The sequence below is a fragment of the Methylophilus sp. genome (assembly GCF_052437885.1).
Taxonomy (GTDB): domain Bacteria; phylum Pseudomonadota; class Gammaproteobacteria; order Burkholderiales; family Methylophilaceae; genus Methylophilus.
Map to the genome: position 1 here is coordinate 15,841 of NZ_JBQVPB010000001.1, position 26,388 is coordinate 42,228.

Here is a 26,388-nt window from a genome sequence, read left to right on the forward strand (position 1 = left end):
TTTGTTTTATGGCCGGGTTAATCGGTGCGTTTTCTGATCCAGAAGGTGAATACGCCATCGGCTTCCTGCATTTCAAGCAGGCTGTGGCCGGTTTGGCGGCAAAACGCGTCAAAGTCTTTTTTCGACCCCGGGTCGGTCGCCATGATCTTCAGCACCTGGGATGGACCTATATCATTCAGGGCTTTTTTGCAGCGCAAAATAGGCAAGGGGCAATTCAGGTTGCGGGCATCGACTTCTTTATCACTCAGCATATGAATATCCTGGAAGGTTGGCGCCTGCTAGGCAGCTGTGATCGGCAAGCCAGCGCCAGCCCATGCCAATATGCCACCCGCCAGATGCGAGACATCCGTCACGCCTTGTGCTAGGGCGAATTCACCTGCAGACACGGAGCGAACGCCGCTGCGGCAGTAAAACACCAGTTTTTTATCGTGTGGCAGTTGGTTGAAAGCGCTGGCAAGATGGCCCAAAGGCACATGCAATGCGCCAGGCAATATGCCGGAAACCAGCTCGTGATCGTTGCGGATATCGATCAGCAACAAGGATGGGTCATTCAATAGGGGGTGTAATTCATCCGGTGTTAAGTGTTTTAATGACATCAACAAACCCAGGAATAAGATGCCGGAAGGCATGGAAGAAGTGGTGGCCAGAGGCAGAATCGAACTGCCGACACGAGGATTTTCAATCCTCTGCTCTACCGACTGAGCTATCTGGCCAACAACAATCCGAGTCGCCCCGAATTGCAAGAGGCGCATTATAGCAAAGATATTCGCGAATGCACACAAAAGATAAAAAATTTCACAGCGACCATGTGTAAGCTATTTTAAAGGCGTTATTTTGTATAGCTATACTTGCGGCATCGCAGCGGCAGCCCAGGCCTGATGCGGCTGTATGATGGATATGGCGGTGTGCGTACGCAAACTGCAACAACCGCGGTAGATGGCGGTCAAACCTCGAACACCGCCTGCGGCAGTGAACTAGCGTGAGCATTACAAAGTCAGCACTTAATAAAAATAGGATAAAACGTATGTCAGATTCAGTCATGATTTTAGGCGAAGTGCTGGGGGATGTTTTCCCCGAGCAAACCATTATCGGCGGCGCTCCGTATAACGTTGCGCGGCATAGCCATGCTTTTGGCCTGGACGTACACCTGTTAACTGCAGTCGGCAAAGATGCCCTGGGCCAGCGTATCCTGAATGAGATGCAGGCGGCTGGCTTGTCGACCAAAGGCGTGCAGCAGCACGCAACGCTGCCCACCGGGCAGGTGCAGGTGCATTTTGAGCAACATGGGCATAGATTCGAGATCCTGGATGGGCAGGCCTATGATGCGCTGGACTGGCTGCCGGTGCAGGCCTTGACCGAGCAATATCCGCCCAAGCTGGTGTATTTCGGCACCCTGGCCCTCAGGCATGCGCCCATGCAAGGTGTGGCAGAGCAATGGTTAAAGCTTTGTCATGGCGCTACGGTGTTTTGCGATATCAACCTGCGCGCGCCCTGGTATGACAAAAACAGCCTGGCGCTGGCCCTGAACGCGGCTGATATCCTCAAGATCAACCATGAAGAGCTGCCTGAAGTAAGCAAGCTGCTGGGCTTGCCGGAGCAACCGGACTTAAACGCGCAGGCCAGGCAGCTGCTGGCAGCATTCCAGCTGCGCGAAATGTTCGTCACCTGTGGCGAGCAAGGCAGTTTCTGGCTGGATGCGCAAGGCAGCAGTTTCCGCGAGGCACCTGTGCCGTTAAAAACAGCCTTTGTAGATAGCGTGGGCGCTGGCGATGCCTACACTGCGATCGTCATTCGCGGCCTGCTGGCTGATAAGCCCAGACAAGCCATGCTGGCAGAGGCGGCCAGATTTGCTGCGGCCATTTGTGGTATCCGGGGTGCCGTGCCTGAGCAAGCCGGGTTTTATCAGGATTTCACTTAGCTCCGGCTTTCACCTGGCTTATGATTTCGTCTGGCCAGTTTTGCGCTGCCATCGGCAAAAAATTAGCAAAAACAGAAACTTACTGAACAAATCACTTTGCAAGGCAATGCTTTGTCACTATAATGCTGGGTTCGAGTAAATTGATTATCGACGCGGTAAGGCAAATAGGTTGTCTGGCTGCAACGATATTGACGCTAATTAGGAAGATTAAAGATGGCTGTTACCGCAGAACAATCCGCAAAAATTATCAAAGATTTCCAACGCAGTCCTAACGATACTGCTAGCCCAGAAGTGCAGGTTGCTTTATTGACCAACCGTATCACTTACCTGACAGAGCATTTCAAATCCAACAAAAAAGACAACCACTCACGTCGTGGTCTGCTGGCGCTGGTAAGCCAACGTCGTAGCTTGCTGGATTACCTGAAAGGTAAAGATGTCAGCCGCTATCAGACATTGATCGAGCGTTTGAACCTGCGTAAATAATTTGGTTAAAGTGACGAAAGTTACAGCTCACTTTTAACGAAATAAAAGCCGACGGCATGGTGATTGCCTCGGCTTTTTTGCTTTAAAAATCCTGGATCTGCATGAAATACCAGGGTGAAACATCACCAACGGGGTGGCTTCTGTGAGTGCGTTTTGCTTGCTGAGCAAACAAACAGCGTGCTGATAGAAGTCACCGCATATCGCGAAACAGGGAATAAATCATTTATTCGCTGTTTCTATTGTTGAGATTGGCTATTAGGTAGTGAATAGCCATGGTAGATAAAGGAAAAACAATGTTTGAAATTACTAAAAAAAGCGTGCAGTTCGGTGCGCATACCCTGACCATTGAAACCGGGGAAGTTGCGCGCCAGGCTGACGGTGCCGTGATGGTGAGCTATGGCGATACCGTCGTATTGGTTGCCGCTACTGCAAAAACCACAGTGAAAGAAGGCCAGGACTTTTTTCCACTGACGGTTGATTACCAGGAAAAAACCTATTCAGCTGGCCGTATTCCAGGTGGCTACTTTAAACGCGAGGGCCGTCCTTCAGAAAAAGAGACATTGACCGCACGTTTGATCGACCGCCCTATGCGCCCTCTGTTCCCGGATGCGTTCTACAACGAAGTGCAGATCGTGGCCACAGTATTGTCCTACGATCCTGAGATCGACGCCGATATCCCGGCCATGATCGGTGCTTCTGCCGCGATCGCATTATCAGGTATCCCATTCTACGGCCCTATGGGTGCTGCGCGTGTGGGTTATATCAATGGTGAATATGTATTGAACCCAACCGCGACACAGCTGAAAGAATCTGAACTGGACCTGGTGGTTGCAGCGACAGAAACTGCTGTGATGATGGTGGAATCAGAAGCGAAACAGTTGCCAGAAGATGTGATGCTGGGCGCTGTTGTTTACGGCCACGAGCAAATGCAGTCTGTGATTAAAGCCATCAACGAACTGGCAAATGAAGCCGGTAAAGATGCCTGGGACTGGACTGTTCCAGAGCCAGACACTGCCTTGATCGCAAAAATCGAGTCTATCGCTGCTGCTGATATCAATGCCGCTTTCCAGATCAAATCCAAAGGTGAGCGTTCTGCCAAGCTGGATGAAGTGAAATCTAAAGTGATGAGCACTTTGATCACTGAAGAGACCTCAACGCTGGAAGCCAACAAGATCAAAGACGAGTTCTTTAAACTGGAAGCCAAAACCGTGCGTAGCCAGATCCTGAACGGCGAACCACGTATTGATGGCCGCGATACACGCACTGTGCGTCCTATCGTGATCCGTTCAGGTGTATTGCCACGTACACACGGTTCAGCCCTGTTTACCCGTGGTGAAACACAGGCATTGGTCGCGACTACCCTGGGTACCGGCAGAGATGAGCAATTGATTGATGCGCTGGGTGGCGAATACTACGAAAACTTCATGCTGCACTACAACATGCCTCCGTTCGCCACTGGTGAAACTGGCCGCGTAGGTACACCAAAACGCCGCGAGATCGGCCATGGCAACCTGGCTAAACGTGCGTTGAAAGCAGTGTTACCAGCCAAAGGCGAGTTTGATTACACTATCCGTGTCGTTTCCGAGATCACCGAGTCTAACGGTTCCAGCTCCATGGCATCTGTCTGTGGTGGTTGCTTGTCCATGCTGGACGCTGGCGTGCCATTGACTGCACACGTAGCAGGTGTCGCCATGGGCCTGATCAAGGAAGGTAACCGCGTCGCGGTGCTGACCGATATCCTGGGTGACGAAGATCACCTGGGTGATATGGACTTTAAAGTAGCTGGTACCGACCAAGGTATCACTGCGCTGCAGATGGACATCAAGATCACCGGTATCACGGCACAGATCATGCAAGTGGCACTGGCGCAAGCCAAAGAAGGCCGTGCGCATATCCTGGGCCTGATGAAAGAAGCGGTATCCGGCGTTAACACCGAGATGTCACAATTCGCACCACGTATCATCACCATGAAAATCAATCCGGACAAGATCCGTGACGTGATCGGTAAAGGCGGCGCTGTGATCCAGGCACTGACTAAAGAAACCAACACCAACATTGATATTGAAGATGACGGTACCGTGAAGATCGCCTGCACCAGTGCAGAAGAAGGTGCTGAAGCACAACGCCGTATCGCTGCCATCACTGCAGAAGTTGAAATCGGCCAGGTTTACGAAGGCCCAGTGGTCAAGATCCTGGACTTCGGTGCCGTGGTGACACTGCTGCCAGGTAAAGATGGCCTGGTACATATTTCACAGATCGCTCACGAACGCGTAAAAGCGGTAGGCGACTACCTCAAAGAAGGCGACGTTGTGAAAGTGAAAGTGGTAGAGATCGATGACAAAGGCAAAGTGCGTTTAAGCATCAAAGCCCTGATCGACCCACCAGCAAGAGAAGAAACACCGGCTGCTGAGTAATTAGCCGTCAACAAAAAAGCCCGCGCAAGCGGGCTTTTTTAATTGCACAGGCTACGATCTACATATCTTTTGTTACCAGATGCTGAGTAGGTATAGCATCCGCCTCTGGGCCCTCTGATGAATCGGCTACTATCTACGCTATTTGAATGCGGAGCTGAATATGATTGCGGCGTAGGCGCAGGATAAGTATTTCTTTTCTCTTTCTTTGCCTCTAGCTCAAGTATTTCCTTTTTTAATTCCAATTCTTTTATTCTGAGCTTTATCAACTCGGCATCGTCTTGATTGGCTGTTTCATTTGCATAAGATGACTGTAAAGGTGTCAACAGACAAAATACCAGCAAGCAGCGAGTCGAATAGCTGAGCGCCGATTTAAATGAAAACAGTACTGCATCCAATCGCATAAGCTTGATCTTCCAAAGTGACTGCAACACAACAAGGTAAATCAGGGTAGCTGAAGTTTTAACATGCAGCCAGCCATTTATACATGACCAGTGCATCCACATAGCCCAGGCCAGGGTGGTTAAATGCCTTGGGCAATCTGCCCACCGTTTCAAACCCTAATTTTGTCCATAGTCTCACTGCGCCCTCATTGGTCGAAGCGACAAAGTTGAACTGCATGGCCAGGTAACCTAGTGATCTGGCGATCTGTTGCGAGTGTTCGCACATGCTGCTTGCCAGGCCGCGGCCACGCGCGGCAGGGGAGACCATATAGCCACAATTGCAGACATGGTCGCCGCCGCCAGGCTGGTTGGTCTTGATGTAATAGGTGCCGAGGATCTTGCCGTTTTCTTCGGCGACAAAGGTTTTTCTTGGCGCTTCCAGCCAAAGTTTGATGGCTTGTTCTCTAGTGGTATCGCGAGGGTAGGTGTAGGTCTCACCAGCAGTGACTACGGTCTGGAAGATAGGCCATATTTGATCAAAATCTGCGATGGTTGCTTCACGAATATGCATAGAACACTTTTCTTGATGACTTACACTAGCCTTAATGGCTTACAGTAGCTTGGTGCCCAGTGGCACCTCATGTTCGGGCATGCACAGCGTGACATTGCCGTCAGCATCGTGAAAGCCGGTCACCAGGCATTCGGAGATAAACGGCCCGATTTGTTTGCTAGGGAAATTCACTACCGCAACCACCAGTTTGCCTATCAGGTCTTGTTGCGAGTAATGGGCAGTGATTTGCGCACTGGATTTTCGCATGCCGATTTCAGGCCCAAAATCTATGTGCAACTTGTAGGCGGGTTTACGAGCTTCAGGAAACGCCTCTGCTGAAAGTACGCGACCAACGCGCAGTTCTACTTTGGTGAAATCATTCCATTCGATTTGATTCATTTTTGCGATCGACCCGTGTCTGCGATAAAACATTATCGCAGAAAAAACCACGCGCTTTTATTAACGGATCAACGCCGAGATGGCCTTGAATTGTGGGTGGGTAGCGCCTTGCAGCGGTTCAAACAACATGGATTCGGTGTTGGTGATGATGCAACCGGCATCGCGCAGGCGCGCGAGGGCATTCAGGCGGTTGGCTTCACTGCGGGAGATGACGGCGTCTTCAACTATAAATACCTGCTTGCCTGCGGCCAGCGCATCGAGCGCCGTTTGCAGTACGCAAATATGCGCTTCCAGCCCGAACAGCACCACCTGGGGTGCGACACTGACCGAGGATTCCTGTAACGCTGTTTCGTGCCAGGCTGAAAAAGCCAGTTTGCCATAGCGCGGGGTATATTCAGGCAGCATCATCTGTAATTCCGGCAGCGTGTCGCCCAGTTTTTCCGGGTATTGCTCGGTCACCCACAGCGGGATATTGAGCAGTTGCGCAGCCTGGATCAGGCGCTGGATATTTTTGACCACCGTAGCCATGTGGCTGTCAGGCATCACAGCACACAATCGTGTTTGCACATCGACTAGCATCCAGACAGCATCAGTGCTGGCGATGACAGGGTTCATGGTTATACCTTTTTACTTTGTGGCAAGTTTACTTTTTGGCAAGTTGCTGGTCTATATCCTGCAGATCCGCTTCGGATACGATACCGCTGGCGGTTTTCAGGCGGATGATATTCACCAGGTAGTTGTACCGCGCCTGTAATAAATCGCGGTTGGCGCTGAAGTATTGCTGTTGTGCGTTGAGCACATCTACGCTGGTGCGTATGCCGACTTCGTAGCCTAACTGGGTAGAATCCATCTGGCTCTGGCTGCTTTTGAGCGCCTGCTCCAGAGCTTTCACCTGGGCGATGCTGGTATTCAGGTTCAAATAGGCGCGCTGGGTTTCCAGTGTGGTCTGGCGCAATGCATTCTGCAGATCATCCACTGCTTTTTGCCGGTTAAAGGCGGCCTGGCGCACGCGTGACGTCGCAGCGCCGCCCTGATACAGCGGTATGGAGACTTCTACACCTATGCTGGCACTGGTCAGGTCGCTGCCAAACCCGTACTGGCCGCCATTGCTGTAACTGTCCTGATAGCTGGCCACCGCATCCACTGACGGGTAATGGCCGGCGCGGGCGATCTCAATGTCTTTTTCACTGACCTGTATGGTTTCCTGCTGGATCTGGATATTCAGGTTGCTGGCATTGGTCACATCCTGCCATTCCTGCATCGGTTTCAGGCTGGGTGTGACCTGGATATCTTCGCGTACAGCGGCCAGCTGCTCCGGCAGTTTGCCGGTGATAGACTGCAGGCTGCGTCTGGCGATCTCTATCTCATTCAGTGCGGACAGCTCTTGTGCGGCGATCAGGTCATAGCGGGCCTGCGCTTCATTGACGTCGGTAATGGTGGCGGAACCGACCTCAAAAGTGGCCCTGGCCTGTTGTAACTGGCGTTGAATGGCTTTTTTCTGTGCATCTATCAGCTTGATACGGTCTTGCGCCAGCAACATATCAAAATAAGCCTGGGTGGTGCGCAGCATCAACCCTTGCTGGGCTAAATGATATTGCTTGTCGGCAATGCTGACCTGCACCTTGCTCTGGTCTATGCGTTCCAGGTTTTCCTTGCGGAATATCGGCTGTCTGGCTTGCAATTGCGCCTGGTAGCCTTCAAAGTTATTGCGACCGCCAGGGAAAGGTGCCTGGCTACCGACGATCTTCAAGTCGGTGCGGTTGGCGCTGGCCCCGGCCAGAAAATTGACCGAAGGCCGGTAACCGGCTTTGGCCTGTTCTATGATCTCCTGCGCCGCCTGGTTGGCGCTGCCGGCAGAAGCCAGTTGCGGATCATTGGCTTTGGCTTCCTGATAAATATCCAGCAGGCTTTGCGATGAAGCCCAGGCTGGTGATGTCCAGGCCGATGATGCGAGGCTCAGCCCGGCCAGCAACAAGTAGCGGATAAGCCTGGCAACTGGCATGAGCGCTGGCAAGTTAGAATGAAAATGCCTGTGCTTGCGGGGCATTCTGCATCTCGGTCAGACTGGTCTCAAACAGCACATCCTGTTTGTAGCTATGCTCGGCCAGGCGCTGGATCAGGGTTGCCTGCATCACCGGGGCCTTGCCGAGCACGATCAGCATGCGGCCGCCTATGCTGAGCTGGCGGCGCACGCCTTCAGGCTCTACCGGGCTGGAGGCGGTGAACACGATGGCGTCGAACGGGGCGTGCGATTCGTAACCGCTGTGGCCGTCGGCTGCTATGACCTGCACATTCTGTATGCCCTGCTTGCTCAGGTTATGGCTGGCCAGCGTGCATAATTCAGGGAATACTTCCAGCGCAGTCACTTGCGCACTATGCTGCGCCATCAGCGCCGCCAGATAGCCGCTACCGGCACCTATCAGTAATACCTTGTCGGTTGCCTGCAGTTGCAGTGCCTGTAAAAAGCGGCCTTCGACTTTAGGGCTGAGCATCTGCTGCTCGTGCGCCAGGGGGATCTCAATATCGGCAAAGGCCAGCCCGCGATAGGCATCCGGCACAAAGTTCTCACGCGGTATACTGTTAAGCGTTGCCAGCACTTTGGGGTCCAGCACCTCCCAGGTGCGGATCTGTTGCTCTATCATGTTAAAACGTGCGGTTGCCTGGTCTGTCATGGTCTAGTCCTGTGTGTAAGTTCAATGTCCACTAGTTGCAGGATGCTAAGCAAGTGCCCTTGCAGCCCGCCCTGCATTTAATGCCTGTTTCTGTCACCATTATAGTTTATTGCGCCCTTATTTCGAGGCTCTGGCAGTCAATCCGGCCCAGAATGTATACAAGGCCGGCACAAATAATATGGTCAACACGGTCGCCACTGCCAGGCCCCCCATGATAGCCACCGCCATAGGCCCGAAAAACACGCTGCGTGTGAGCGGGATCATCGCCAGTATCGCCGCTGCCGCCGTCAGCACGATAGGCCGGAAGCGGCGCACGGTGGATTGCACCACCGCCTGTTGCAGCGTGGCACCTTCGGCAATATCCTGGTTGATCTGGTCCACCAGAATGACCGAGTTACGCATGATCATGCCCGAGAGAGCGATGCTGCCCAGCATGGCGACAAAGCCGAATGGCATGTTGAATATCAGCAGGGCGAAGGTGATGCCTATCATGCCCAGCGGCGCGGTCAATACCACTAACAGCACATTGCTGATACTACGCAGTTGCAGCATCAATAAGGTGAATACGGCGGCGAGAAACAGCGGCACGCCTTTGGCTACCGATTGAGCACCTTTGGCTGATTCTTCGATCGCGCCGCCAGTCTCTACTGCCACGCCAGCAGGGAGTTTTTGCAGTAGCGGCTGCAGTGCCTGCTGTATCTGTTCTGAAACCACAGGCGCCTGCATATTGCCGCTCAGGTGCGCCCTGACCGTGATCGATGGCACGCGGTTGCGCCGCCAGACCACGCCTTCTTCAAAGCCATAATGGATATTGGCCACTTGCGCCAGCGGCACGCGTTCGCCGCGCTGGCTTAATACCGTCAATTGCGCCAGTTGCGACAACCTGGCGTGCTCGGCTTCGGTGCTGCGCATCACCAGGTCTATGCGCTCGTTACCTTCGCGGAACTCGCTGATCACTTGCTCGTAATACTGGGTATTCAGCAATTGCGCGATATCGGCAGAGCTGACACCCAGCAGGCGCGCCTTGTGCTGGTCAATGTCCACCCGCATGACTTTGCTCGGCTCTTCCCAGCTTAACTGCACGTTGCGCAGGTGCGGATTGGCACGCATGGCATCGGCAATGTCGTGCGCCACCTGCCGGATAGCCGGCAAATGCTGGCCGTTGACCCTGAACTGCACCGGGAACCCCACCGGCGGACCGTTTTCCAGACGCAGGATAGAGGCGTGTAACTGCGGGAAGTCATGTTCAAACAGCGTGAGCAAATCATTGCGCAAGGCTTCTCGCTGCTGCAGGTCACTACACAGGATCACCAGTTGCGAGAATGCCCGGTGCGGCAATTGCACATCCAGCGGCAGGTAGTAACGCGGTGCGCCGGAGCCGACATAAGACACCACGTTCTGCAATGGCGCATGGCTTTGTTGCCATTGCTGCAGCCAGTGCTCCAGCCGCCTGACGGCGTCATCCGTGGCCTGGTCGCTGGCGTTTTCAGCCAGACGCAGGTCGACTACAATCTCCAGCCGGGTAGAGTCAGGGAAAAACTGTTGTTGTACTTTGCCGAAGCTGAGCATAGCCACCACGAACAGCACGATGGTGGCGATGATCACACTGCCTTTATGCAGCACACACCAGCTGACTATGCCTTGCAGACGCCGGTAGAAACGCGTCTCGTAAAGCGCGGTGTGGTGAGTACTTGCTTCGGTTGCAGGCTTTTCTTTCCAGCCAAAATACTGTTTGATCCTGGATAGCCTGCCTGAGGAATCCTGCTTGGATTGATGGGCCCCGGGCAACAGGTGATAACCCAGGAATGGCACCACGATCACAGCGGCGACCCAGGATAAAGTCAGTGCGATCGCGGACACCTGAAATATAGAACGCGTGTATTCGCCGGTGGAAGAAACGGCAGTGGCGATAGGCAGAAAACCGGCCACGGTGACCAGGGTGCCTGTGAGCATGGGCATGGCGGTAGAGGTGAAGGCAAACGAAGCCGCCTGCATCCTTTCCCAGCCTTGCTCCATTTTGGCCGCCATCATCTCTACCGCAATAATGGCGTCATCCACCAGCAAGCCTAACGCCAGGATAAGAGCGCCTAGCGAGATCTTGTGCAGGCCTATGTTAAACCAGTCCATCAGCAGGAAAGTGCCGGCCAGCACGATAGGGATAGCCACGGCGACCACGATGCCGGTGCGCCAGCCCAGTGACAGCAGGCTGACCGCCAGCACGATGAGCAGCGCCTCAGTCAGCGAGTGGACAAAATCCTGCACCGAATGCTGGACGATCTCGGGCTGCGAGGTGACCAGTTGTAATTGCACGCCCAGCGGTAATTGCTTTTGTACGCTGGTGATATTCTGCTGCAAGGCTTTGCCGAGGGCGATCACATCGCCGCCCTGTTGCATGCTGACACCTATCAGTAACGCGGCCTTGCCATTGAAGTGTATGCGCTGTGCCGGCGGGTCGGCATAACCGCGTTTAATGCTGGCGATCTCACCCAGGGTCAGGTTCTGGCTGCCAGTGCGGATAGGAAAATCGCGCAGGTCTGCCAGCGTCTGCAAGCGGCCACTCACACTCATGCGTATGCGCTCAAGGCCTGCATCAAACGTGCCGGCACCTGTGACCGCATTTTGCTGCTGCAGCATTTGCGCCAGCTGCGCCGGGCTGATGCCCAGGGAGGTGAGTTTCTGGTTGGACAACTCGATAATGATCTTTTGCGGCTGCTCGCCAAACAGATCGACTTTTTCAATGTCCGGCAGTTTCAGCAGGCGGGCGCGCACCCACTCCGCCTGGCGTTTCAGCTGCTGTGGCGTCAGGCCATCGGCGGTCATGGCGTACATGGTGCCGTAGACATCGCTGAACTCGTCATTAAAGGTCAGGCTTTGCAGGTCTGCCGGAAAAGTATGCCGGATATCACCGATCTTCTTGCGTATCTGGTACCACAGTTCCGGGATCTTCTCCGAGAAGGTATCGTCACGTATCACCACAAACACGACCGACTCGCCGGGGCGCGAGTAGCTGTTCATGTAATCGATAGACGGGATCTCCTGCAGCTTTTTTTCTATCCTGTCAGTGACCTGTTGCTCGACTTCATGCGCGGAAGCGCCAGGCCAACTGCTGCGGATCAGCATGACCTTGAAGGTGAACGGCGGGTCTTCGGATTGGCCGAGGTGGGTATAGGCCAGCATGCCGCCTAGCAGGGTCAGGATAATAAAATAAAGCACCAGCGCCTGGTTTTTGAGTGCCCAGGTGGAAAGATTGAAGCGATGGGCTGGCTGCCCATCCGGCATCTGCGGTTCTGGTGCTTGTGGCGCTGACATCAGTTGAGCACCTCCGGCCCTGGTGTCACCGCTTGTACCTGCATGCCCTCAGTCAGGGTGTGTACACCTATGGTGGCAATGGTCTCCTGTGCTTGCAGGCCGGTGGTAATCTCTATGCCTGCTTCGGTAAGGTCGCCGGTGGTGACTGGCCGCAAATGTGCCTGCTGCTTTTTATCTATCACCCACACCGCTGCCTGATCGCCATGCCGGGTGACCGCGGTAGCGGGAATGATGATTTTCTGTATCGCGCTTGCCTGGCTAAAAGTCACCTGTGCGGTCATGCCCAGCTTGATGCGAGTGTCCACCTGCAACAGCTGGATGCGCAAATCAAAGGCATGGGTCTGGCTGTTGGCCGCTGGCGAGATTTCGCGGATACGCCCGGCATGCACCTGGGCCGCGTCGCTGAGGCTGACCTGTGCCTTGTCGCCGACCTGCAGGCGGTCTATCAAGGTCTCGGGCACCGAGATCTGTACTTCCAGTGTTTGCAGGTCATAGATCTGCGCCACGGTTTGCCCGGCGGCAACGACCTGCCCTGGTTCGGCCTGTATCATGCCTATCACCCCGGCGCGGTCGGCCAGCAGTTGCGTATAGGCGGTCTGGTGCTGGCTGACCGCGGCTTGTGATCGTGCCTGGGTCACGCGCGCCTGGGCGGTTTTGACCTGGGTCTCGTAAGTGTCCAGCGCAGACTTGGAAATGAATTGTTGTTGGTAGAGTTGCTGACGGCGTTCCAGTTCGGCTTGTGCCAGTGCCAGGTTGGCCTGTGCGCTCTGCACGTCGGCGCTGGCCGCTTGCGCGTTGAGCCTGGAGTCATTCGGGTCCAGTTGTGCGATCAGCTGGCCTTTTTTCACCTGGTCGCCGACATTGACTGCTCGCGCCGTGATCTTGCCCGCGACCCTGAAGCCTATGTTTGATTCGTAACGCGAGCGCACTTCGCCGGTATAACTGCCGCCGACAGCGTGCCCGGAAGTGCCCACCGTCATGACCCACACCGGGCGCGGCGCAGCTGCTTGCTGGCTTGGCTGCTGGCAGGCGGTCAGCAGCAAGGCAATGGTCGCAATCATGATGGTTTTATTCATGCTGAGCTTCTTTCAGGAGTCCATGCGTACACATTTGCACCATGCAGTTGATGCGTGTTTCCAGCGGCCGCCAGTTGATCCAGGCATCTTCCGCCATATTGATCTGCAATGAGCACAGCCCATGCATGGCGGCCCACACCGTTTGCGCGATCAGGGTCGCATCGGTAAAGGCCGGTTTGAAGATGCCGGCTGCATAAGCGCTGCTGACCACGCCTATCAGTTGCGAGTAGGCGTCCTGTTCGGGATTATTCTGTTCTATGCTAGACAGGGCCGGGTCGCATGGCGGATGCTGGGTCATAAACATCATGCGATAGTGGTTGGGATTGGTCAGCGCGAACTGCACATAGTGCTGCGCGAATTGCAGAAAGCGTTGCAAGGGGTCGGCTATGCTTAAGGTCGATTGCAGTGCCTGTGCCAGTTTCAACACATCGCTGTCTACCACTGCCCGCAGTAATTGTTCCTTGTCGCTGAAATAAAGATAAAGGCTGGTGGCTGAATAGCCGATGCGGGTGGCAATGGCGCGCATGGTCACCGCCTCTACGCCCTGATGAATAAACAGTTCGCGCGCGGCATCGATGATCACGGTGCGCAAGGCCTGTTTTTCTGCTTCGGTTTTCACTTTTGGCGGCATGAATAAATACGCGTGGTTAAACACGGTTTTAAAACATTAACGCCGTTAACTTAACATTGTTAATTTATAAAGTCAACGCCTGCTGGTTTATATGCTGGTATTTAAGGCCAGAATGGTGCAGAGTAACAAATGTGGTACACCGGTAGTCAGAGGGGCTGAGTCGCTGAGTGATACATCGCTGCCCAGCCTGTCGCCGGCTGCATCATACCGAGGTTCGTAGTGGCCACAGAGCTGCGCGGACGACTAGTACTATCATGATCAGGAGCGATGAGTATGAATGTGCGGCAACGTTGGGTCAGTTTAGTGGGGCGGGTATTGTTATCCCTGATTTTTATTATCAGCGGGGTGGTTAAGCTGCTAGACCCGGCGGGCACCATCGCTTATATCGAGAGCGCGCATCTGCCGCTGCCACAGGTCGCTTATGTGGTGGCACTGTGCGTAGAGCTGGGCCTGGGCACTGCCTTAATGGTCGGCTTTCACGCCCAACTGGCCGCGGCCGGCATCGCCATCTTTACCTTTATCACGGCCTTGATGTTTCACAGCAATATGGCAGACCCGGTGCAGGTGGTCATGTTCCTGAAAAACACCACTATCATAGGCGGCTTGCTGGTGGTCATTGCATTTGGCCCTGGCGGCTATAGCGTAGACAGGGTCCGACACTTAAGTGCCATGGAGTGAAGGCTGGTGATATGGCGGCCAGGCAGCGAGCGATGTTCGACCACTGCTATTCCATCAGGAAGTCATCCCGGTTGTATAGAGGCTCCGCTTTTGCCCAATCAGGCATACAATACGCATACGCAGTTACGCATAGTGGCCGGAACCAGACCGGCGGTGACTGTTTATCTTTGAAAATTAACCTACGAAAATAAACCTAAGACTATTAACAGGAGGAGCACAAGATGAATAGTTTTCAATCCGTCGTCAGTGTCGTTGGGCGCATTTTGTTATCACATATCTTTATTATCAGTGGCATAAGCAAGGCCGCAGATCCGCAAGGCACCATAGGCTATATCCAGAGTGTGGGCGCGCCGTTGCCTGAAGTCGCTTACGCCATTGCCCTGATCGTAGAGCTCGGCCTGGCGACTGCTTTGCTGGTCGGCTTTAAGGCACGTTGGGCTGCGGCGGGTATTGCATTGTTTACCATTGCAACGGCTTTCCTGTTCCATTTCAACCTGGCTGACCAGATGCAACAGATCATGTTCCTGAAAAACCTGACCATTACAGGTGGCTTGTTGCTGGTGGTTGCCTTCGGCCCGGGTGCTTATAGCCTGGATAACCGTCGTCGTTAACCTGGCAGTGGCCGCAAGTGACTGAATGACCACCGTATTTGTTTCGCATGGCGCGCCCTCGTTGATACTGGAACCGGGGCAGACTGGCCAGATGCTGGCGCACCTGGCTGCGTCATTGCCCAGGCCGGATGCCATCCTGGTGGTCTCCGCGCACTGGGATACCCGGGTGGCGACCGTCAGCCTGGCGGCACACCCGGCCACCATACATGATTTTTCCGGCTTTCCGGCAGCCCTTTATGACATCCGCTATCCGGCACCGGGTGCGCCGGCGCTGGCTGAGCTAGTCATGGCATTGCTGCAGGCGAACGGCATAGCGGTGCATAGCCATGCCGAGCGCGGCTTGGACCATGGTGCCTGGGTGCCACTGGCGTTGATGTATCCAGAGGCCGATATTCCGATCACGCAGCTATCGATACAGAGCCGCAGCACGACGGCAGAGCAGTTTGCTTTAGGCCAGGCCTTACAGCCCTTGCATGCACAGAATGTGCTGATACTGGCTTCCGGCGCGGTCACGCATAATCTGTCGGATTTTTTTAGCGCTGAGCGTGATGCTGCGCCATTAGCCTATGTGGAAAGTTTTGCCGACTGGGTGGCCACGCAACTACACACGCAACAGGCGCAAACCTTGTTGAACTACCGGCTTGTCAGTGAGCATGGTAGTCAGGCTCACCCGAGTGAAGATCACCTGATGCCGCTGTTTGTCGCCGCAGGCAGTGGTCAGGGGGCCCCCAGAAGATTCACGCCGGAAACCACTTACGGTATCCTGGCGATGGATGCCTATGTCTGGGAAAGTGCTTAGAAAAAACGCGGCGATACCGCCGGTGTTAAAACCGCCAGTGATACAACAGGATCAACGTAACTGGTATTGATTCAGTTTGTTCCACAGTGAACGCTCACTGATCTCCAAAAGCTTGGCCGCCTTGGTTTTGTTGCCCTGGCAGGTATCCAGCGCCTGCATGATCAGCCGGCGCTCCATGGCTTCTGTGGTGCGCGGGATAGACAGCATATTTGTTTCTGCAGGGGTGGTCACTTCTGCAGCGGCACTCGCCGCATGCTGGCCGATATCGGCCGGTAAGTGTTGCGGCTGTATCAGCTGGTTGCCTGCCAGAATAGCCGCACGTTCCAGAATATTTTCCAGCTCACGCACATTGCCTGGCCAGCCATAATGCTGCAGGCACAAGCGCGCCTCTTCACTTAGCTGGCATTGGCGTTTCGCCAGAAAAAATTCAGCCAGCAGGCCTATATCATCGTGACGCTCGCGCAACGGTGCGATCTGTAGTTGCAATACATTCAAGCGGTAATACAGGTCCTCACGCAGCTTGCCTTCTTTGACTGCCTGTATCGGGTCGCGGTTGGTGGCGGCCACCACGCGCACATCCAGCGTGATCTGCCGGTTACCGCCCAGCTTTTCCACTACGCTTTCCTGTAATACGCGCAGTAATTTTGATTGCAGCTGGATAGGCATCTCGGTGATCTCATCGAGGAACAGCGTGCCGCCATTGGCCAGTTCAAATTTACCGATACGCTCTTTCAGCGCGCCGGTGAAAGCCCCTTTTTCATGACCAAACAGTTCAGACTCCAGCATATCTGCCGGGATGGCAGCACAGTTGATAGCGACAAACAGTGCCGCATGCCGCGGTGATGCTTCGTGCAGGGCTTTCGCCACCAGCTCTTTGCCGGTGCCGGTCTCGCCCACAATAAACACTGTGGCCCGTTCCGGCGCCACTTGCTGAATCATCTGTTTCAGCGACTGCATGGCCGCACTGTTGCCTATCAGCCCGGTCACGTCCGGCTGCTGGATCTGCCTGAGAAAAGTGTTTTCCTGTTGTATACGTTTGACGTTCAGCGCTTTTGCGATGGCGATTTCCAGGGTCTCCAGCTCAAACGGCCGCAAAATGTAATCGCTGGCCCCCAGTTTCATCGCCGCCACCGCCGTTTTTATCTCGCCTTGCGCCGTGACCATGATCAGCGGCAGGTGCTCATGCTCGTTACGCAAGACTTCCAGCAATTGCAGGCCATTCATGCCCGGCATATGCAGGTCACTCACCACCAGGTCTATCTGTTGCTGGCGTATGATCTCCAGCGCTTCGCGGCCATTGCCCGCAGATAAAGCCCTATAGCCGGCCTGGCGCAGGCTGATCTCCAGCAGGCGTCGCATATTCGGTTCATCATCTACGGCCAGTATGGTGAGGGTCGGGGTGGACATAGTCTATCGGCAGTGTGCTGGATTCAGGTTAAGGGTCTAACGGCAGTGCCAGGTTGAATTGGGCGCCTTGCCATGGGCTGGTGCTGTAGCTGATTGTACCACCGTGCGCTTCCACGATCTGTTTCACCACTGCCAGCCCGAGGCCGACACCGCCGGCGCGCTGGGTAAAAAAGGCTTCAAACAAATGTGCCTGCTGTGCTGGTGGCACACCAGGGCCGTTATCTGCGACCGAGATATGGGCGTATCGCGTATCTTGCGCGAGTGAGACAGCCACCTGGCCCTGTTCTGGCAATATCTGGATGGCATTGATGATCAGGTTGACCATCACCTGTGTCATCTGGTCCTGGTCTACCTGGATAGTCAGCGGCTCAGGCGCATGCAGCGACAACTGGATATGTTTATCCTGTGCCTGCTTTTGCAGCATATCGCATACGTGTTGCAGGTGCGATTGCAGTTCCAGCGGCGTTTTGACCGGCAAGCGCGGCCTGGCCGAATCGATCAGTGTAGTCACCAGCTTGTTCAGGCGCTCGGTCTCGGAAACAATGAATCCCAATACTTCGCGGCCATCGTCAGTCAGGGCAGGTTCACGTTTCAACACATCGGCAGAAGAACGCATGATCCCTAACGGCGTACGCACCTCGTGGCTCATGGCGGCGGCCATTTCACCCACCACCGCCAGCTTGGCTGCACGCGTCAGTTGCTGCTCTGACTCCGCCAGATCTGCTGCCATTCTGGTAAAGGTCTGGTGCAGTGCCTGCACTTCAACCGGGCCGGTCAGGGGCGGGCTCACCACGTTGGGCTGGCGCAGTTTTTTCACAAACTCCAGCAGCTCGTCCAGTGGCTGGGTGATGCGCCTGGCCAGTGGCCTGACCAGGATCAGGGAGAAAAACAGGATCACCACCAGCAGGATCAGGAAAATAAGCCCCAGCCTGTGCACTGGTGCGACGGCGACATCATGCTCTTTATTGAGTTTTACTTCCCAGCCATAGATAGGTAGCGTGCTTTGCATGGGGATATGGGTATGCAGGTTGTAGCGCGGCTGCGACCAGTTCCTGGATTGCGCCAGCAGCCGCTCATGCTCGTCCACCAGTGCCAGTTCGGTGGCGTGCTGTGCGGCGTGATTAAGCAGGTCCTGTATCACTGACCAGTTAAACGTGGCGATCAGGTGGCCCATAGGCTGCAAGGTGAAATCAGAGTAGATGGGCGTAGCGATCATCAGCTGGTCATTCTGCAAATGGTAGATGGTGACAGGCTGGTCACCGTCTTTGAACGAAAACCAGACTGGCGGGCTGCTCAGCCTTTGGTTGATATGGTGCGGATCACTGGATGCCACTATGCCTGATTGCAGGTCGACCACGTCTATAGAAATATATTGTGCGGCATAACTGAGGCGTGTCTCTTCCAGAAACACAGACAAGCGTTTATCGATATCGCCGATCTGCATATCCTGCATGATGGCCAGCTGGCTCCAGCTGCGCACGTTCTGCACGCGCTCAAACAGCACGCGGTCTATGTGTTCACCCACCGCTTTGCCTGTGGTTTGCAGGTCATGTTTGATCTCGGTGCGCAATGCGGTACGCGCCTGGTAAAAGCTGAGCACACTCACCAGCAATGCTGGCAGTAATCCTGCCAGCAAAAATGCGATCAGCAGCATTTTTCGGATGGTTAAAGGCGCTTGTTTTGGCATGATATATGAGAAAATGGTGGCTTAATTTAGGCGTTTGTTTGCTTGATCAGAAAGTGTTTATGTCCACTATTTTACTGCGTTGCGCGGTCAGTGTAATCAGCCTGTGCATGATGTGCAAGCCACTGCTGGCAGAGGAGGAGTCTTCGTTCTGGGAAGGCTTCCGCGTCGGTGGCTATACCAGTGTCGATCTGCATGTGCCGCGCACCGAATCTACCCGCCTGAACTGGAACGAATTAAGCATGATCGTGACCTGGGATAAGAATTCACGCATCAAATTTTTCGGCGAACTGGACCTGGAAAATGTCGCCAGTTATACCCACAGGCAAGGCCTGGATTTCCGTGACGTGTATATCAACCCCGAACGCCTGTATTTCGATGTCAATCTGCATGAAAAAGCCAATCTGCGCATAGGTCGTTTTTTAACCCCCTTGGGCCGCTGGAACCAGCTGCATGCTTCGCCGCTGGTGTGGACAGCCAGCCGGCCACTGTCGACCACAGAGTTATTTCCAAGTTTTACCAGTGGTTTGCAACTGTTCGGCACCGTGCCTTTCAGTGAGCGCTCTGTAGATTACCAGCTGTACACCGCGACCATGAACGCGCAGCCTGAAAGCCGTGGCGAAACGCAATACAAGGACATGCGCGGCGCCCGCGTCGCCATCAATAACGTCTTCAATTTCAGCGATGATAATGCCGGTCTCAACACCATAGGCCTCAATGTTTCAAGTTATCGCGACGAGAAACCAAACGGTACCAAGTACAACCTAGTCGGTCTCGATTTCCTGCTCGAGTTCAACCGCTGGGAGTTCAGCGGCGAGGCCTATACCCGCAAAGCCGAGCATGGCCAGGGCGGCGGCAGTGGTGCTTATTTGCAAAGTGCTTTCCTGATCAAGAATGACTGGTACTGGATCACACGTCTGGAAAGCCTGCATAAGCCGGATGCACCTGATGGCGATCGCTGGGTGCTGGGTGTGACCAAGCGGCTCAAGCCCAACCAATTGCTGAAGTTCGAGGTGGTTGGCGGCAGCGGAGATTATGAAGACGTACCTCGCGGATTCACCACTTCATTTGCGATGATGTATTGATGCGTTTGCACCTGCTCAGGGCCTGGCTCATCTTGATTGTATGCCTGCCATCGGTGACGATGGCAGAAGAGCCGGTGATCGCCGTCATTGTGTCTGCCCAGGCGGCTTACAGCGTTCCGGTGGCTGTCAATGACCTGGCTTCGGTCTACTGGCGCAAAAAGTTATACGACAACCACGGCAAGCCATTGCACCCGGCCAATTTATCCAGCGACCATCCTTTGCGCCTGCGCTTTTCGCAGCAGGTGTTGCACAGTAGCCCCAAGTCGCAGGTAGGTTACTGGAACGAGCTGTATTTCCACGGTACCCAGCCGCCTTATACCGTGGAATCGCAGGAAGCAATGATACGCTATGTCGCCTATACCGAAAGTGCGATAGGGTATATCGATGCCTGCAAGCTGGATGAGCGTGTGCGCGCCATTCTGTGGGTCGCCGGCAACAAAGTCCTCAGCGATCCGCCCAGTCTACGTTGCAGCGCTGCTACGCCTTGATGCAGTATTAGGGATGGATTTCACACTGACGACCTGTGGTCCTGGCCCGTCTTGAGTTTGTATTTTCTGATTACCGCTGACGACAGCAGGCGCTGCAAGTTGCGGTGCCGCAGGCGGTGCTGGCAACGGTGGCAATTTGAGTTCTGCACGTACCTCAGGGTTTGCAATCAGCCAGTTGTAATGCGAGTGGCAAGTATCTGATTTCAACTCATACGCCGTCAGCAAAGTGCAGAACAGATCATCATGGCTGAGCGGGTAGTCATGGTAGGGTCGAATCTGCTGCGTTGAATATTCAAACTGCGTGCCCAGCCATAAAATGGCCGGTACATGTGTTTGCTCCTTGGGGGCAATCATATAGGGGGCGGCATGCAAGTAAAGGCCATGTTCGCCCAAAGACTCGCCATGATCTGCGACATATAACATCGCGGTTTCATGGCTATGGTCGTATTTCTTCAATAGTTGAATCACCTCGCTCAAAAAATAATCGGTATACAAGATCGCGTTGTCATAGGCATTATCGATTTCCTGCTGGCTGCATTTCGACAAATCGCTGCTGCGGCACACCGGCGTGAATTTCTCAAACGCTTTCGGGTAGCGGCGATAATATTCAGGGCCATGATTGCCCATCTGGTGGAGTACTATCATGATGTCTTTGTCCTGATGCGTCTGAATGTACGTGTCCAGGCCGCCCAACATGCCTACATCACGGCATTCTGTATCGCATGCCTTATTGAGGGCCGGCGATTGGAAATCTTCGTAAGCCATGCGCGTGGCCACGCCTTTGGAATCGGAGTTGTTGTCACGCCATAACACGCTGATCTTGTGCTGTTTTAATACATCGAGCGCATTTTCCATATGCTTGGCTTTTTTCGCCGAATACTGTTCCCTGCCGAGTATCGAAAACATGCAGGGCACCGAGACACCGGTGGATGTCCCGCAGGAACTCACTTGTTTAAAGCTCACAACATTCTCTTGCTGCAAGCGAGGATTGGTCAGTTTATGGTAACCGTTCAATGAAAAACGATCATAGCGTGCGGTTTCACCGACCACCATAATCACCAATTCATGTTTGCTGTTGTGCCCAATTCTTTGCGTATCCTTAGCTACCTGTTGCAGTGCGCCATTGTCGGGCATAGTGAGGTGCTGATTGGCCCATTTGATCAGGGAGTAGTGCGTAAAGCCTGGATTTAAATACATACGCGCCAGTTTGTGTTCACGAATAAAACTGGCATATCCAGCAGAATACGGCCATACGCAAGTGACTAAGACCACCAGTAACAGCACGATATGCAGGCCACGTATGCGGAGGCTATCACGTTGAAACCAGGCTTGCGGCGCTCTGAACAGCAACCATAAAGCAGGCACTACACCGAGCGCAGTGACAAAATAGATCATTTGCCAGGAAAACAATCCAGCCGCTTCTTTTTTATCGGTTTGTAACAGATTGTCCAGCATCACCGTATCAATAATGATGCCAAACTCCTGCATATAAAACCCGGCAAACGCACTGCTGAAAAGCACCAGTGCCAGCAACCAGCGCGCACTGCGCCCATGGCTGATCAGCAATAGCCATAAAGCTGTGATCAGCGTAAAAAACAATAGCAGGCTGAGTAGCAAGCCGCTTTGCCCGCCCAGCGGCGGGTAGAGCTGGGTCAGGTTTGAAACCAGTGCATAGTTATCAAATACCATCAGCCACAGTGTCACGCCCCAGATCAATAAAATCTGCGGTGTGAATAGCTGGCGCAATGCTGCCGGAAAGGAAAAGTTTTTCATGCGTAACTGTCTTTTATATGAGAACGATTGGCGTAGCCACTGCGGGAAAACGACAACACGCACAGCAGCAAGGCGCACATCAGCCATGCCGAGGTCAGCGTGTGAGAAAAGAAATGCGCGCCGCGTATTTGCTGGCACCAGCCAAGCAGCAGGCCGACTGCCAGCCCGGCAAGCGCGACCGCCAGGGCTTTACGCGGATGTTGCGGTAACCAGCACAGGCACAAGGCCGATAGCCATAAACCGCTACTGGCGTGCCCAGCCGGGAAGCAGTGCCCGGCCATGTAAGGGCTATGTGCAGAAAATGCAGGAAACCACGGCAGGCTGCCGCCGTAGCGTGTGATATCCCAGGGGCAGGCGTGCGGCATCTGGTGTTTGAGCCAGGCCACCAGCCCGCTATGCACTAGCGCCAGCGCAGCTACCCAACGCAAGCGGTACTGCTGGGCCGGTGATAGCCAGGCCGGACGCAGGCTGCTGGGCAAGATGGCGAACAGCATGCACAACAGCCAGATGCCGAGTAACAATTGCTTGGCATCATCATGCATGACGGTGTCGAAAAAGAACGTGTGCCGGTAGCTGAACTGCCCCAGGCTGAAATCGAACATACGGTCCGCCAGCAGCAGGTCCAGCGGCGTGTAATCCGCCATGACGAAAATGCCCACGGCACTCACGCCCAGCAAGCCCCACAACCAGGCTAGTCGCTTGTTGGCAAGCCAGCGTTCCATGACGCGACCTCGTTTTCAGGAAAGTTGATGGTGCCAGGTAGGGTCTTTAATTTGCCCAGATAGGGGTCGCCGACCAGTATGCTGTCCGGCATGAATCGCGCATTGACTATGCTTTCATCCGGGCGAAAACCATCGAATGTCAGGCCTGTCAGATCGGCCAGGGTGTAAATCAGATCCGCATTGTCGTACTGCACATGCGTATCCACATGCGCGAGTAGTGTCTTGGCGTTGAACCAGTTATCTGAGTGCCAGACGATCAGCGGTATGCTGTACATGGGCAGGGTAGGGGCGGCTTCGTTACGTCCCTGAAAATCGTGTGGTGCAGTGTCATACACATCTTCACCATGGTCAGAGAAGTACATCAGCAGGCTATGTTGCTGTTTGGCTTTCAGGGTGGAAATTAGCTGCGCCATGATCCAGTCGTTGTAGCGGATGGCATTGTCATAACTGTTGATCAATGCAGTCTTCTCTTCATCCAGCCCGGCCGACGGCAAGCCTTGTGCTGTTTTAAATACGTTAAAGCTTTCAGGGTAGCGGTAGCTGTACTTCATATGCGTGCCCAGCAGATGCACGATGATCAGCTTTTTCGGGTGCGGGTCATTCAGGCTTTCAGCAAACGGTGCCAGCACCTTTTCATCAAAGCTGTAGGCGTTCTGTCTGCGCTCGTTATTGAGGAAATACTGCTTGTCCGCCTGCTTGGCGAACGTAGTCAGCATGGTGTTGCGGCCGGTCAGGGTCTGCTGGTTGGTGATCCAGGTGGTGTGGTAGCCAGCCTGCTTCATCATCGCCACCAGTGAAGGTTTGGTCTTGTAATCATCCGGGTGTTTCTGGTCGGCAAAGGTCAGCACCTGTTGCAGGCTTTCTATGGTATTCGGGCGCGGCGAATACACATTTTCAAACACAGTCAGCTCATGCCTGATCTTGCTCAGCTCGGGGTTGGTGTCGCGGCCATAGCCATACAGACCCATGTGCAGGCGCGAGGTCGACTCACCGATCACCAGCACTATCGTGGTCGGCCCCGGCTTGGCTTGTTCTGATAAGTGCGCCAGTGGCGGGATGCTGTTCATGGTCAGCAAGGTGCGGTTGACTTCATCCAGTTGCTGCTGGTAGTTCAAATAACCCAGCGCCAGCTGGTAGGGCGGCACACCGCTAAAATGCTTGTTAAAACTCTTGTAGGCATAGCCCCACTCATTCTGCAGGGCCGGTTTGATAGGCGAAGAGAAAGCGATCAGCACGGTGATCAGGGTATAAACCGCGGCGCGCGATCTTGGCAGTTGCGCCGGTTTCAAGGCACGCCAGTAAACGGCGGGGATCAGGATGAACGCCAGCAACACCAGCAGGATCCACCATGAGAAATAGTTATGCAGATATTCCTGGGATTCGCTTTTATTCGATTCAAACAAAATCATCATCAGGCTCTGGGTCAGTTCTTGACGATAAACCAGGAAATAAGCCAGGCCAGGCAAAGCGGAGACACCGATGAATGCTGCGATGCCTGCGCTCCATTTGCGCAAGTGTTGTGGTTGCCACCAGAGCGGGATCAGCCACAAGGTGGAAACGATCACCGCATCCTTGAATCCTTCAAGCGAAGAGGCACCAAACAGCCAGAGCAGGAATTGAGTTAATCCGCCCAGTAGCAAGAACAGGCCATAGGCACGTAAAAATGGATGCTTCACAAAGACTTTCCTTATTGTTTTGAATCAATACGGCAATGTCTTTGCAAGCGTTATGCCAGCTGGGTATGTAAGATTAAATTATTAATAACCATATGATTTAACAGTGGTTTTTATCGGTCTGCTTGATTGGAAGCTAAGCGGCTTGTGCAAGTTTTGCAGAAAACAGCCTATGCCAAGCAGATAAAACCCTGCAAAAGATGCAGGGTTTTATGTGTAGAGAAAATTCAGGTGCCGGTCAGTAGAAAGTGGGGCCAAGGTAGACCAAGCGTTTCCATTCCCTCATCTGCCCTTGCGGTCTATTAATCCAGACGAAGCGCATACCAGTCAATTTTGCGGGTCACTATCATGGTGAAAGCCAGCAGGCTGAATATCAATATCGAACCCATAAGCAGCGCATTGTCTTCCGAAATGAGAATGCCGTATAAAGTCGCATATAGCAGGCCGAGTTTGAGTGAGAATACCAACCCGAAGCGGGTGTTTTTCATGACGTTTGCCAGGTAATAACCGATCAGGCTGATGCAGCCAAGACTGGCGATCAAATAGGCATAGGCAAAACCGATATGCTCGGCCAGTGAGATCAGCAACAGATAAAAAACAGCCATGGCCAGGCCAACCATGGTGTATTGCGCCGGGTGTATGCGTAGCTGTTTAAGTATTTCGAAGATAAAGAAACCGGCAAAAGTCAGCCCGATAAACAGCAGGCCATATTTAGTGGCTCTGTCGGACAAGCTGTAGATATTCACCGGTTCAACAAAGCCGACGCTGATAGCGTCGAGGCTGAAATCGTCAGACCTCTGGTCCAGTTTAGTGAGCAGGGTCTCCTGAATGCTGCTGGAGAGGGAGGAGACTTCCCATCTGGCCTGAAAGCCATGCTGGTCTATCTTCTGGCTGGAAGCATCAGGTAAGAAATGGCCGTCAAAATGCGGGTGCTGCCAGCTGGAGTGTAATTGGACTATGTTTTTGTCAGCCAGCGGAATGATGCTGAATTGCTGCATGCCACGGATATGCAGGTTTAATTTGAAATCAACGCTATGTTGCTCGGGTTTTAAACTGCCCAGGTCAGCATGAATGCCGGTATTCAGCAATGGTAACTGAGTGCCTTGTTTCAAGGCGATCTTTTGTCCACCCCAGTTCAACAGCGGTTGGCCATCGATACCACGCGTATCACTGAGGCCTATCGCCAGCAAAGGGTGCCCCATTACCAGTTTGCCACCTGTACGCCGTGGTTCAATCTTGATCTGGTCCAGATTGAAGGTGCCGGAAAGATCGCCATCAAAGCCATACATCAAGGCTTTGAAAATCCCTCTTTGTTTAAAGTTGTGGGCAAACCCGCCAGAAAGATCAAGCGCGCTTGGCAGCAAATAAACCCGCCTTTCATCTTTGTATTCAACGGTGGTCTGTAAAGCGCCCGAGCCTTGCGTCTCTGTGTAATGCTCGGTATAGGGGATGATCAGTATCGGGCCGGTCAGCGTTTGTGCGGTGGTGGAAGATCTGGCGATGTCGCTTTCAACCTGGGCCTGCCTTGCCTGTCGTTCAGTGATCAGACCATTGACATAGCCTATGGCTATCGACATGAGCAGTATCAGCCCCAATATGGCCAAGGATTTATAAAAAAGTGGTTTTTGCATGACAA

The 26,388-nt window shown here is 53.8% G+C and carries 24 protein-coding genes and 1 tRNA gene; 8 read left to right on the forward strand and 17 right to left on the reverse strand.

Annotated elements, in window-relative coordinates:
- Nucleotides 1–17: 17 nt before the first annotated feature.
- The 3 genes from ACT6RZ_RS00080 to ACT6RZ_RS00090 form a co-directional block, all read right to left on the reverse strand.
- Nucleotides 18–251: a sulfurtransferase TusA family protein gene (locus tag ACT6RZ_RS00080; RefSeq protein WP_444700158.1), complete on the reverse strand. Its 234-nt coding sequence runs from the start codon at nucleotides 249–251 to the stop codon at nucleotides 18–20.
- A gap of 27 nt (nucleotides 252–278) precedes the next feature.
- Nucleotides 279–596 carry a rhodanese-like domain-containing protein gene (locus tag ACT6RZ_RS00085; protein WP_444700159.1) on the reverse strand — a complete coding sequence of 106 codons (318 nt, stop codon included), beginning with the start codon at nucleotides 594–596 and terminating at the stop codon, nucleotides 279–281.
- A 41-nt stretch (nucleotides 597–637) separates the two neighbouring features.
- Nucleotides 638–713, reverse strand: a tRNA-Phe gene (locus tag ACT6RZ_RS00090).
- Nucleotides 714–1,024: 311 nt separating this feature from the next.
- Here ACT6RZ_RS00090 and ACT6RZ_RS00095 point away from each other — a divergent pair.
- The 3 genes from ACT6RZ_RS00095 (at nucleotide 1,025) to pnp (ending at nucleotide 4,815) form a co-directional block, all read left to right on the forward strand.
- Complete coding sequence (locus tag ACT6RZ_RS00095; RefSeq protein ID WP_444700160.1) at nucleotides 1,025–1,918, forward strand: PfkB family carbohydrate kinase; 894 nt, start codon at nucleotides 1,025–1,027, stop codon at nucleotides 1,916–1,918.
- 213 nt (nucleotides 1,919–2,131) lie between these two features.
- A complete protein-coding gene (gene rpsO / locus ACT6RZ_RS00100; protein ID WP_379034001.1) occupies nucleotides 2,132–2,401 on the forward strand; it encodes a 30S ribosomal protein S15 in 270 nt (89 codons plus the stop codon).
- A gap of 293 nt (nucleotides 2,402–2,694) precedes the next feature.
- On the forward strand, nucleotides 2,695–4,815 hold the full coding sequence (gene pnp / locus ACT6RZ_RS00105) for a polyribonucleotide nucleotidyltransferase (protein ID WP_444700161.1): 2,121 nt from the start codon (nucleotides 2,695–2,697) through the stop codon (nucleotides 4,813–4,815).
- A gap of 459 nt (nucleotides 4,816–5,274) precedes the next feature.
- On the opposite strand, the gene ACT6RZ_RS00110 is transcribed toward pnp, so the two are convergent.
- The 8 genes from ACT6RZ_RS00110 to ACT6RZ_RS00145 all read right to left on the reverse strand — a co-directional run bounded on the left by ACT6RZ_RS00110 (nucleotide 5,275) and on the right by ACT6RZ_RS00145 (nucleotide 13,820).
- Entirely contained in the window at nucleotides 5,275–5,766 is a 492-nt protein-coding gene (locus ACT6RZ_RS00110; protein ID WP_444700162.1) for a GNAT family N-acetyltransferase, read from the reverse strand.
- Between the two features lie 39 nt (nucleotides 5,767–5,805).
- Nucleotides 5,806–6,144 (reverse strand): tRNA-binding protein, encoded by a 339-nt coding sequence (locus ACT6RZ_RS00115; protein ID WP_444700163.1) that lies wholly within the window; start codon nucleotides 6,142–6,144, stop codon nucleotides 5,806–5,808.
- Nucleotides 6,145–6,204: 60 nt separating this feature from the next.
- Complete coding sequence (locus ACT6RZ_RS00120; protein ID WP_444700164.1) at nucleotides 6,205–6,759, reverse strand: isochorismatase family protein; 555 nt, start codon at nucleotides 6,757–6,759, stop codon at nucleotides 6,205–6,207.
- Nucleotides 6,760–6,787: 28 nt separating this feature from the next.
- Complete coding sequence (locus tag ACT6RZ_RS00125; RefSeq protein WP_444700165.1) at nucleotides 6,788–8,146, reverse strand: TolC family outer membrane protein; 1,359 nt, start codon at nucleotides 8,144–8,146, stop codon at nucleotides 6,788–6,790.
- Nucleotides 8,147–8,159: 13 nt separating this feature from the next.
- Nucleotides 8,160–8,816, reverse strand: coding sequence for a protein-L-isoaspartate O-methyltransferase family protein (locus ACT6RZ_RS00130; protein WP_444700166.1), 657 nt, complete (start codon nucleotides 8,814–8,816; stop codon nucleotides 8,160–8,162).
- A gap of 117 nt (nucleotides 8,817–8,933) precedes the next feature.
- Nucleotides 8,934–12,125, reverse strand: coding sequence for an efflux RND transporter permease subunit (locus tag ACT6RZ_RS00135; protein WP_444700167.1), 3,192 nt, complete (start codon nucleotides 12,123–12,125; stop codon nucleotides 8,934–8,936).
- The gene (locus tag ACT6RZ_RS00140) at nucleotides 12,125–13,201 is read right to left on the reverse strand and encodes an efflux RND transporter periplasmic adaptor subunit (protein WP_444700168.1); all 1,077 of its coding nucleotides are present in this window, start codon (nucleotides 13,199–13,201) and stop codon (nucleotides 12,125–12,127) included. Before ACT6RZ_RS00140 ends, ACT6RZ_RS00135 begins: the two co-directional genes overlap by 1 nt.
- The gene (locus ACT6RZ_RS00145) at nucleotides 13,194–13,820 is read right to left on the reverse strand and encodes a TetR/AcrR family transcriptional regulator (protein ID WP_444700169.1); all 627 of its coding nucleotides are present in this window, start codon (nucleotides 13,818–13,820) and stop codon (nucleotides 13,194–13,196) included. Before ACT6RZ_RS00145 ends, ACT6RZ_RS00140 begins: the two co-directional genes overlap by 8 nt.
- Before the next feature lie 285 nt (nucleotides 13,821–14,105).
- On the opposite strand from ACT6RZ_RS00145, the gene ACT6RZ_RS00150 reads away from it, so the two are divergent.
- The 3 genes from ACT6RZ_RS00150 to ACT6RZ_RS00160 all read left to right on the forward strand — a co-directional run bounded on the left by ACT6RZ_RS00150 (nucleotide 14,106) and on the right by ACT6RZ_RS00160 (nucleotide 15,920).
- The gene (locus ACT6RZ_RS00150; RefSeq protein ID WP_444700170.1) at nucleotides 14,106–14,510 is read left to right on the forward strand and encodes a DoxX family protein; all 405 of its coding nucleotides are present in this window, start codon (nucleotides 14,106–14,108) and stop codon (nucleotides 14,508–14,510) included.
- Between the two features lie 221 nt (nucleotides 14,511–14,731).
- Entirely contained in the window at nucleotides 14,732–15,121 is a 390-nt protein-coding gene (locus ACT6RZ_RS00155; protein ID WP_444700171.1) for a DoxX family protein, read from the forward strand.
- Between the two features lie 25 nt (nucleotides 15,122–15,146).
- Entirely contained in the window at nucleotides 15,147–15,920 is a 774-nt protein-coding gene (locus ACT6RZ_RS00160) for a DODA-type extradiol aromatic ring-opening family dioxygenase (RefSeq protein WP_444700172.1), read from the forward strand.
- Nucleotides 15,921–15,971: 51 nt separating this feature from the next.
- Here ACT6RZ_RS00160 and ACT6RZ_RS00165 read toward each other — a convergent pair whose 3' ends face one another.
- A complete protein-coding gene (locus ACT6RZ_RS00165; RefSeq protein WP_444700173.1) occupies nucleotides 15,972–17,327 on the reverse strand; it encodes a sigma-54-dependent transcriptional regulator in 1,356 nt (451 codons plus the stop codon).
- Nucleotides 17,328–17,355: 28 nt separating this feature from the next.
- Entirely contained in the window at nucleotides 17,356–18,981 is a 1,626-nt protein-coding gene (locus ACT6RZ_RS00170) for an ATP-binding protein (RefSeq protein WP_444700174.1), read from the reverse strand.
- A gap of 92 nt (nucleotides 18,982–19,073) precedes the next feature.
- Between ACT6RZ_RS00170 and ACT6RZ_RS00175 the strand changes: the two genes are divergently transcribed.
- Nucleotides 19,074–20,096, forward strand: a complete 1,023-nt coding sequence (locus ACT6RZ_RS00175; protein ID WP_444700175.1) for a hypothetical protein — start codon at nucleotides 19,074–19,076, stop codon at nucleotides 20,094–20,096.
- Nucleotides 20,096–20,584, forward strand: a complete 489-nt coding sequence (locus tag ACT6RZ_RS00180) for a hypothetical protein (protein ID WP_444700176.1) — start codon at nucleotides 20,096–20,098, stop codon at nucleotides 20,582–20,584. Before ACT6RZ_RS00175 ends, ACT6RZ_RS00180 begins: the two co-directional genes overlap by 1 nt.
- Here the strand turns inward: ACT6RZ_RS00180 and ACT6RZ_RS00185 are convergent.
- The 4 genes from ACT6RZ_RS00185 to creD all read right to left on the reverse strand — a co-directional run bounded on the left by ACT6RZ_RS00185 (nucleotide 20,558) and on the right by creD (nucleotide 26,383).
- On the reverse strand, nucleotides 20,558–22,357 hold the full coding sequence (locus ACT6RZ_RS00185; RefSeq protein WP_444700177.1) for a phosphoethanolamine transferase: 1,800 nt from the start codon (nucleotides 22,355–22,357) through the stop codon (nucleotides 20,558–20,560). The genes ACT6RZ_RS00180 and ACT6RZ_RS00185 overlap by 27 nt on opposite strands.
- Nucleotides 22,354–23,079: a phosphatase PAP2 family protein gene (locus ACT6RZ_RS00190; protein WP_444700178.1), complete on the reverse strand. Its 726-nt coding sequence runs from the start codon at nucleotides 23,077–23,079 to the stop codon at nucleotides 22,354–22,356. The genes ACT6RZ_RS00185 and ACT6RZ_RS00190 overlap by 4 nt, the downstream gene beginning before the upstream one ends.
- On the reverse strand, nucleotides 23,049–24,755 hold the full coding sequence (gene cptA, locus ACT6RZ_RS00195) for a phosphoethanolamine transferase CptA (protein WP_444700179.1): 1,707 nt from the start codon (nucleotides 24,753–24,755) through the stop codon (nucleotides 23,049–23,051). Before cptA ends, ACT6RZ_RS00190 begins: the two co-directional genes overlap by 31 nt.
- Nucleotides 24,756–25,054: 299 nt before the next feature.
- Nucleotides 25,055–26,383: a cell envelope integrity protein CreD gene (creD, locus tag ACT6RZ_RS00200; RefSeq protein ID WP_444700180.1), complete on the reverse strand. Its 1,329-nt coding sequence runs from the start codon at nucleotides 26,381–26,383 to the stop codon at nucleotides 25,055–25,057.
- Nucleotides 26,384–26,388: the final 5 nt, after the last annotated feature.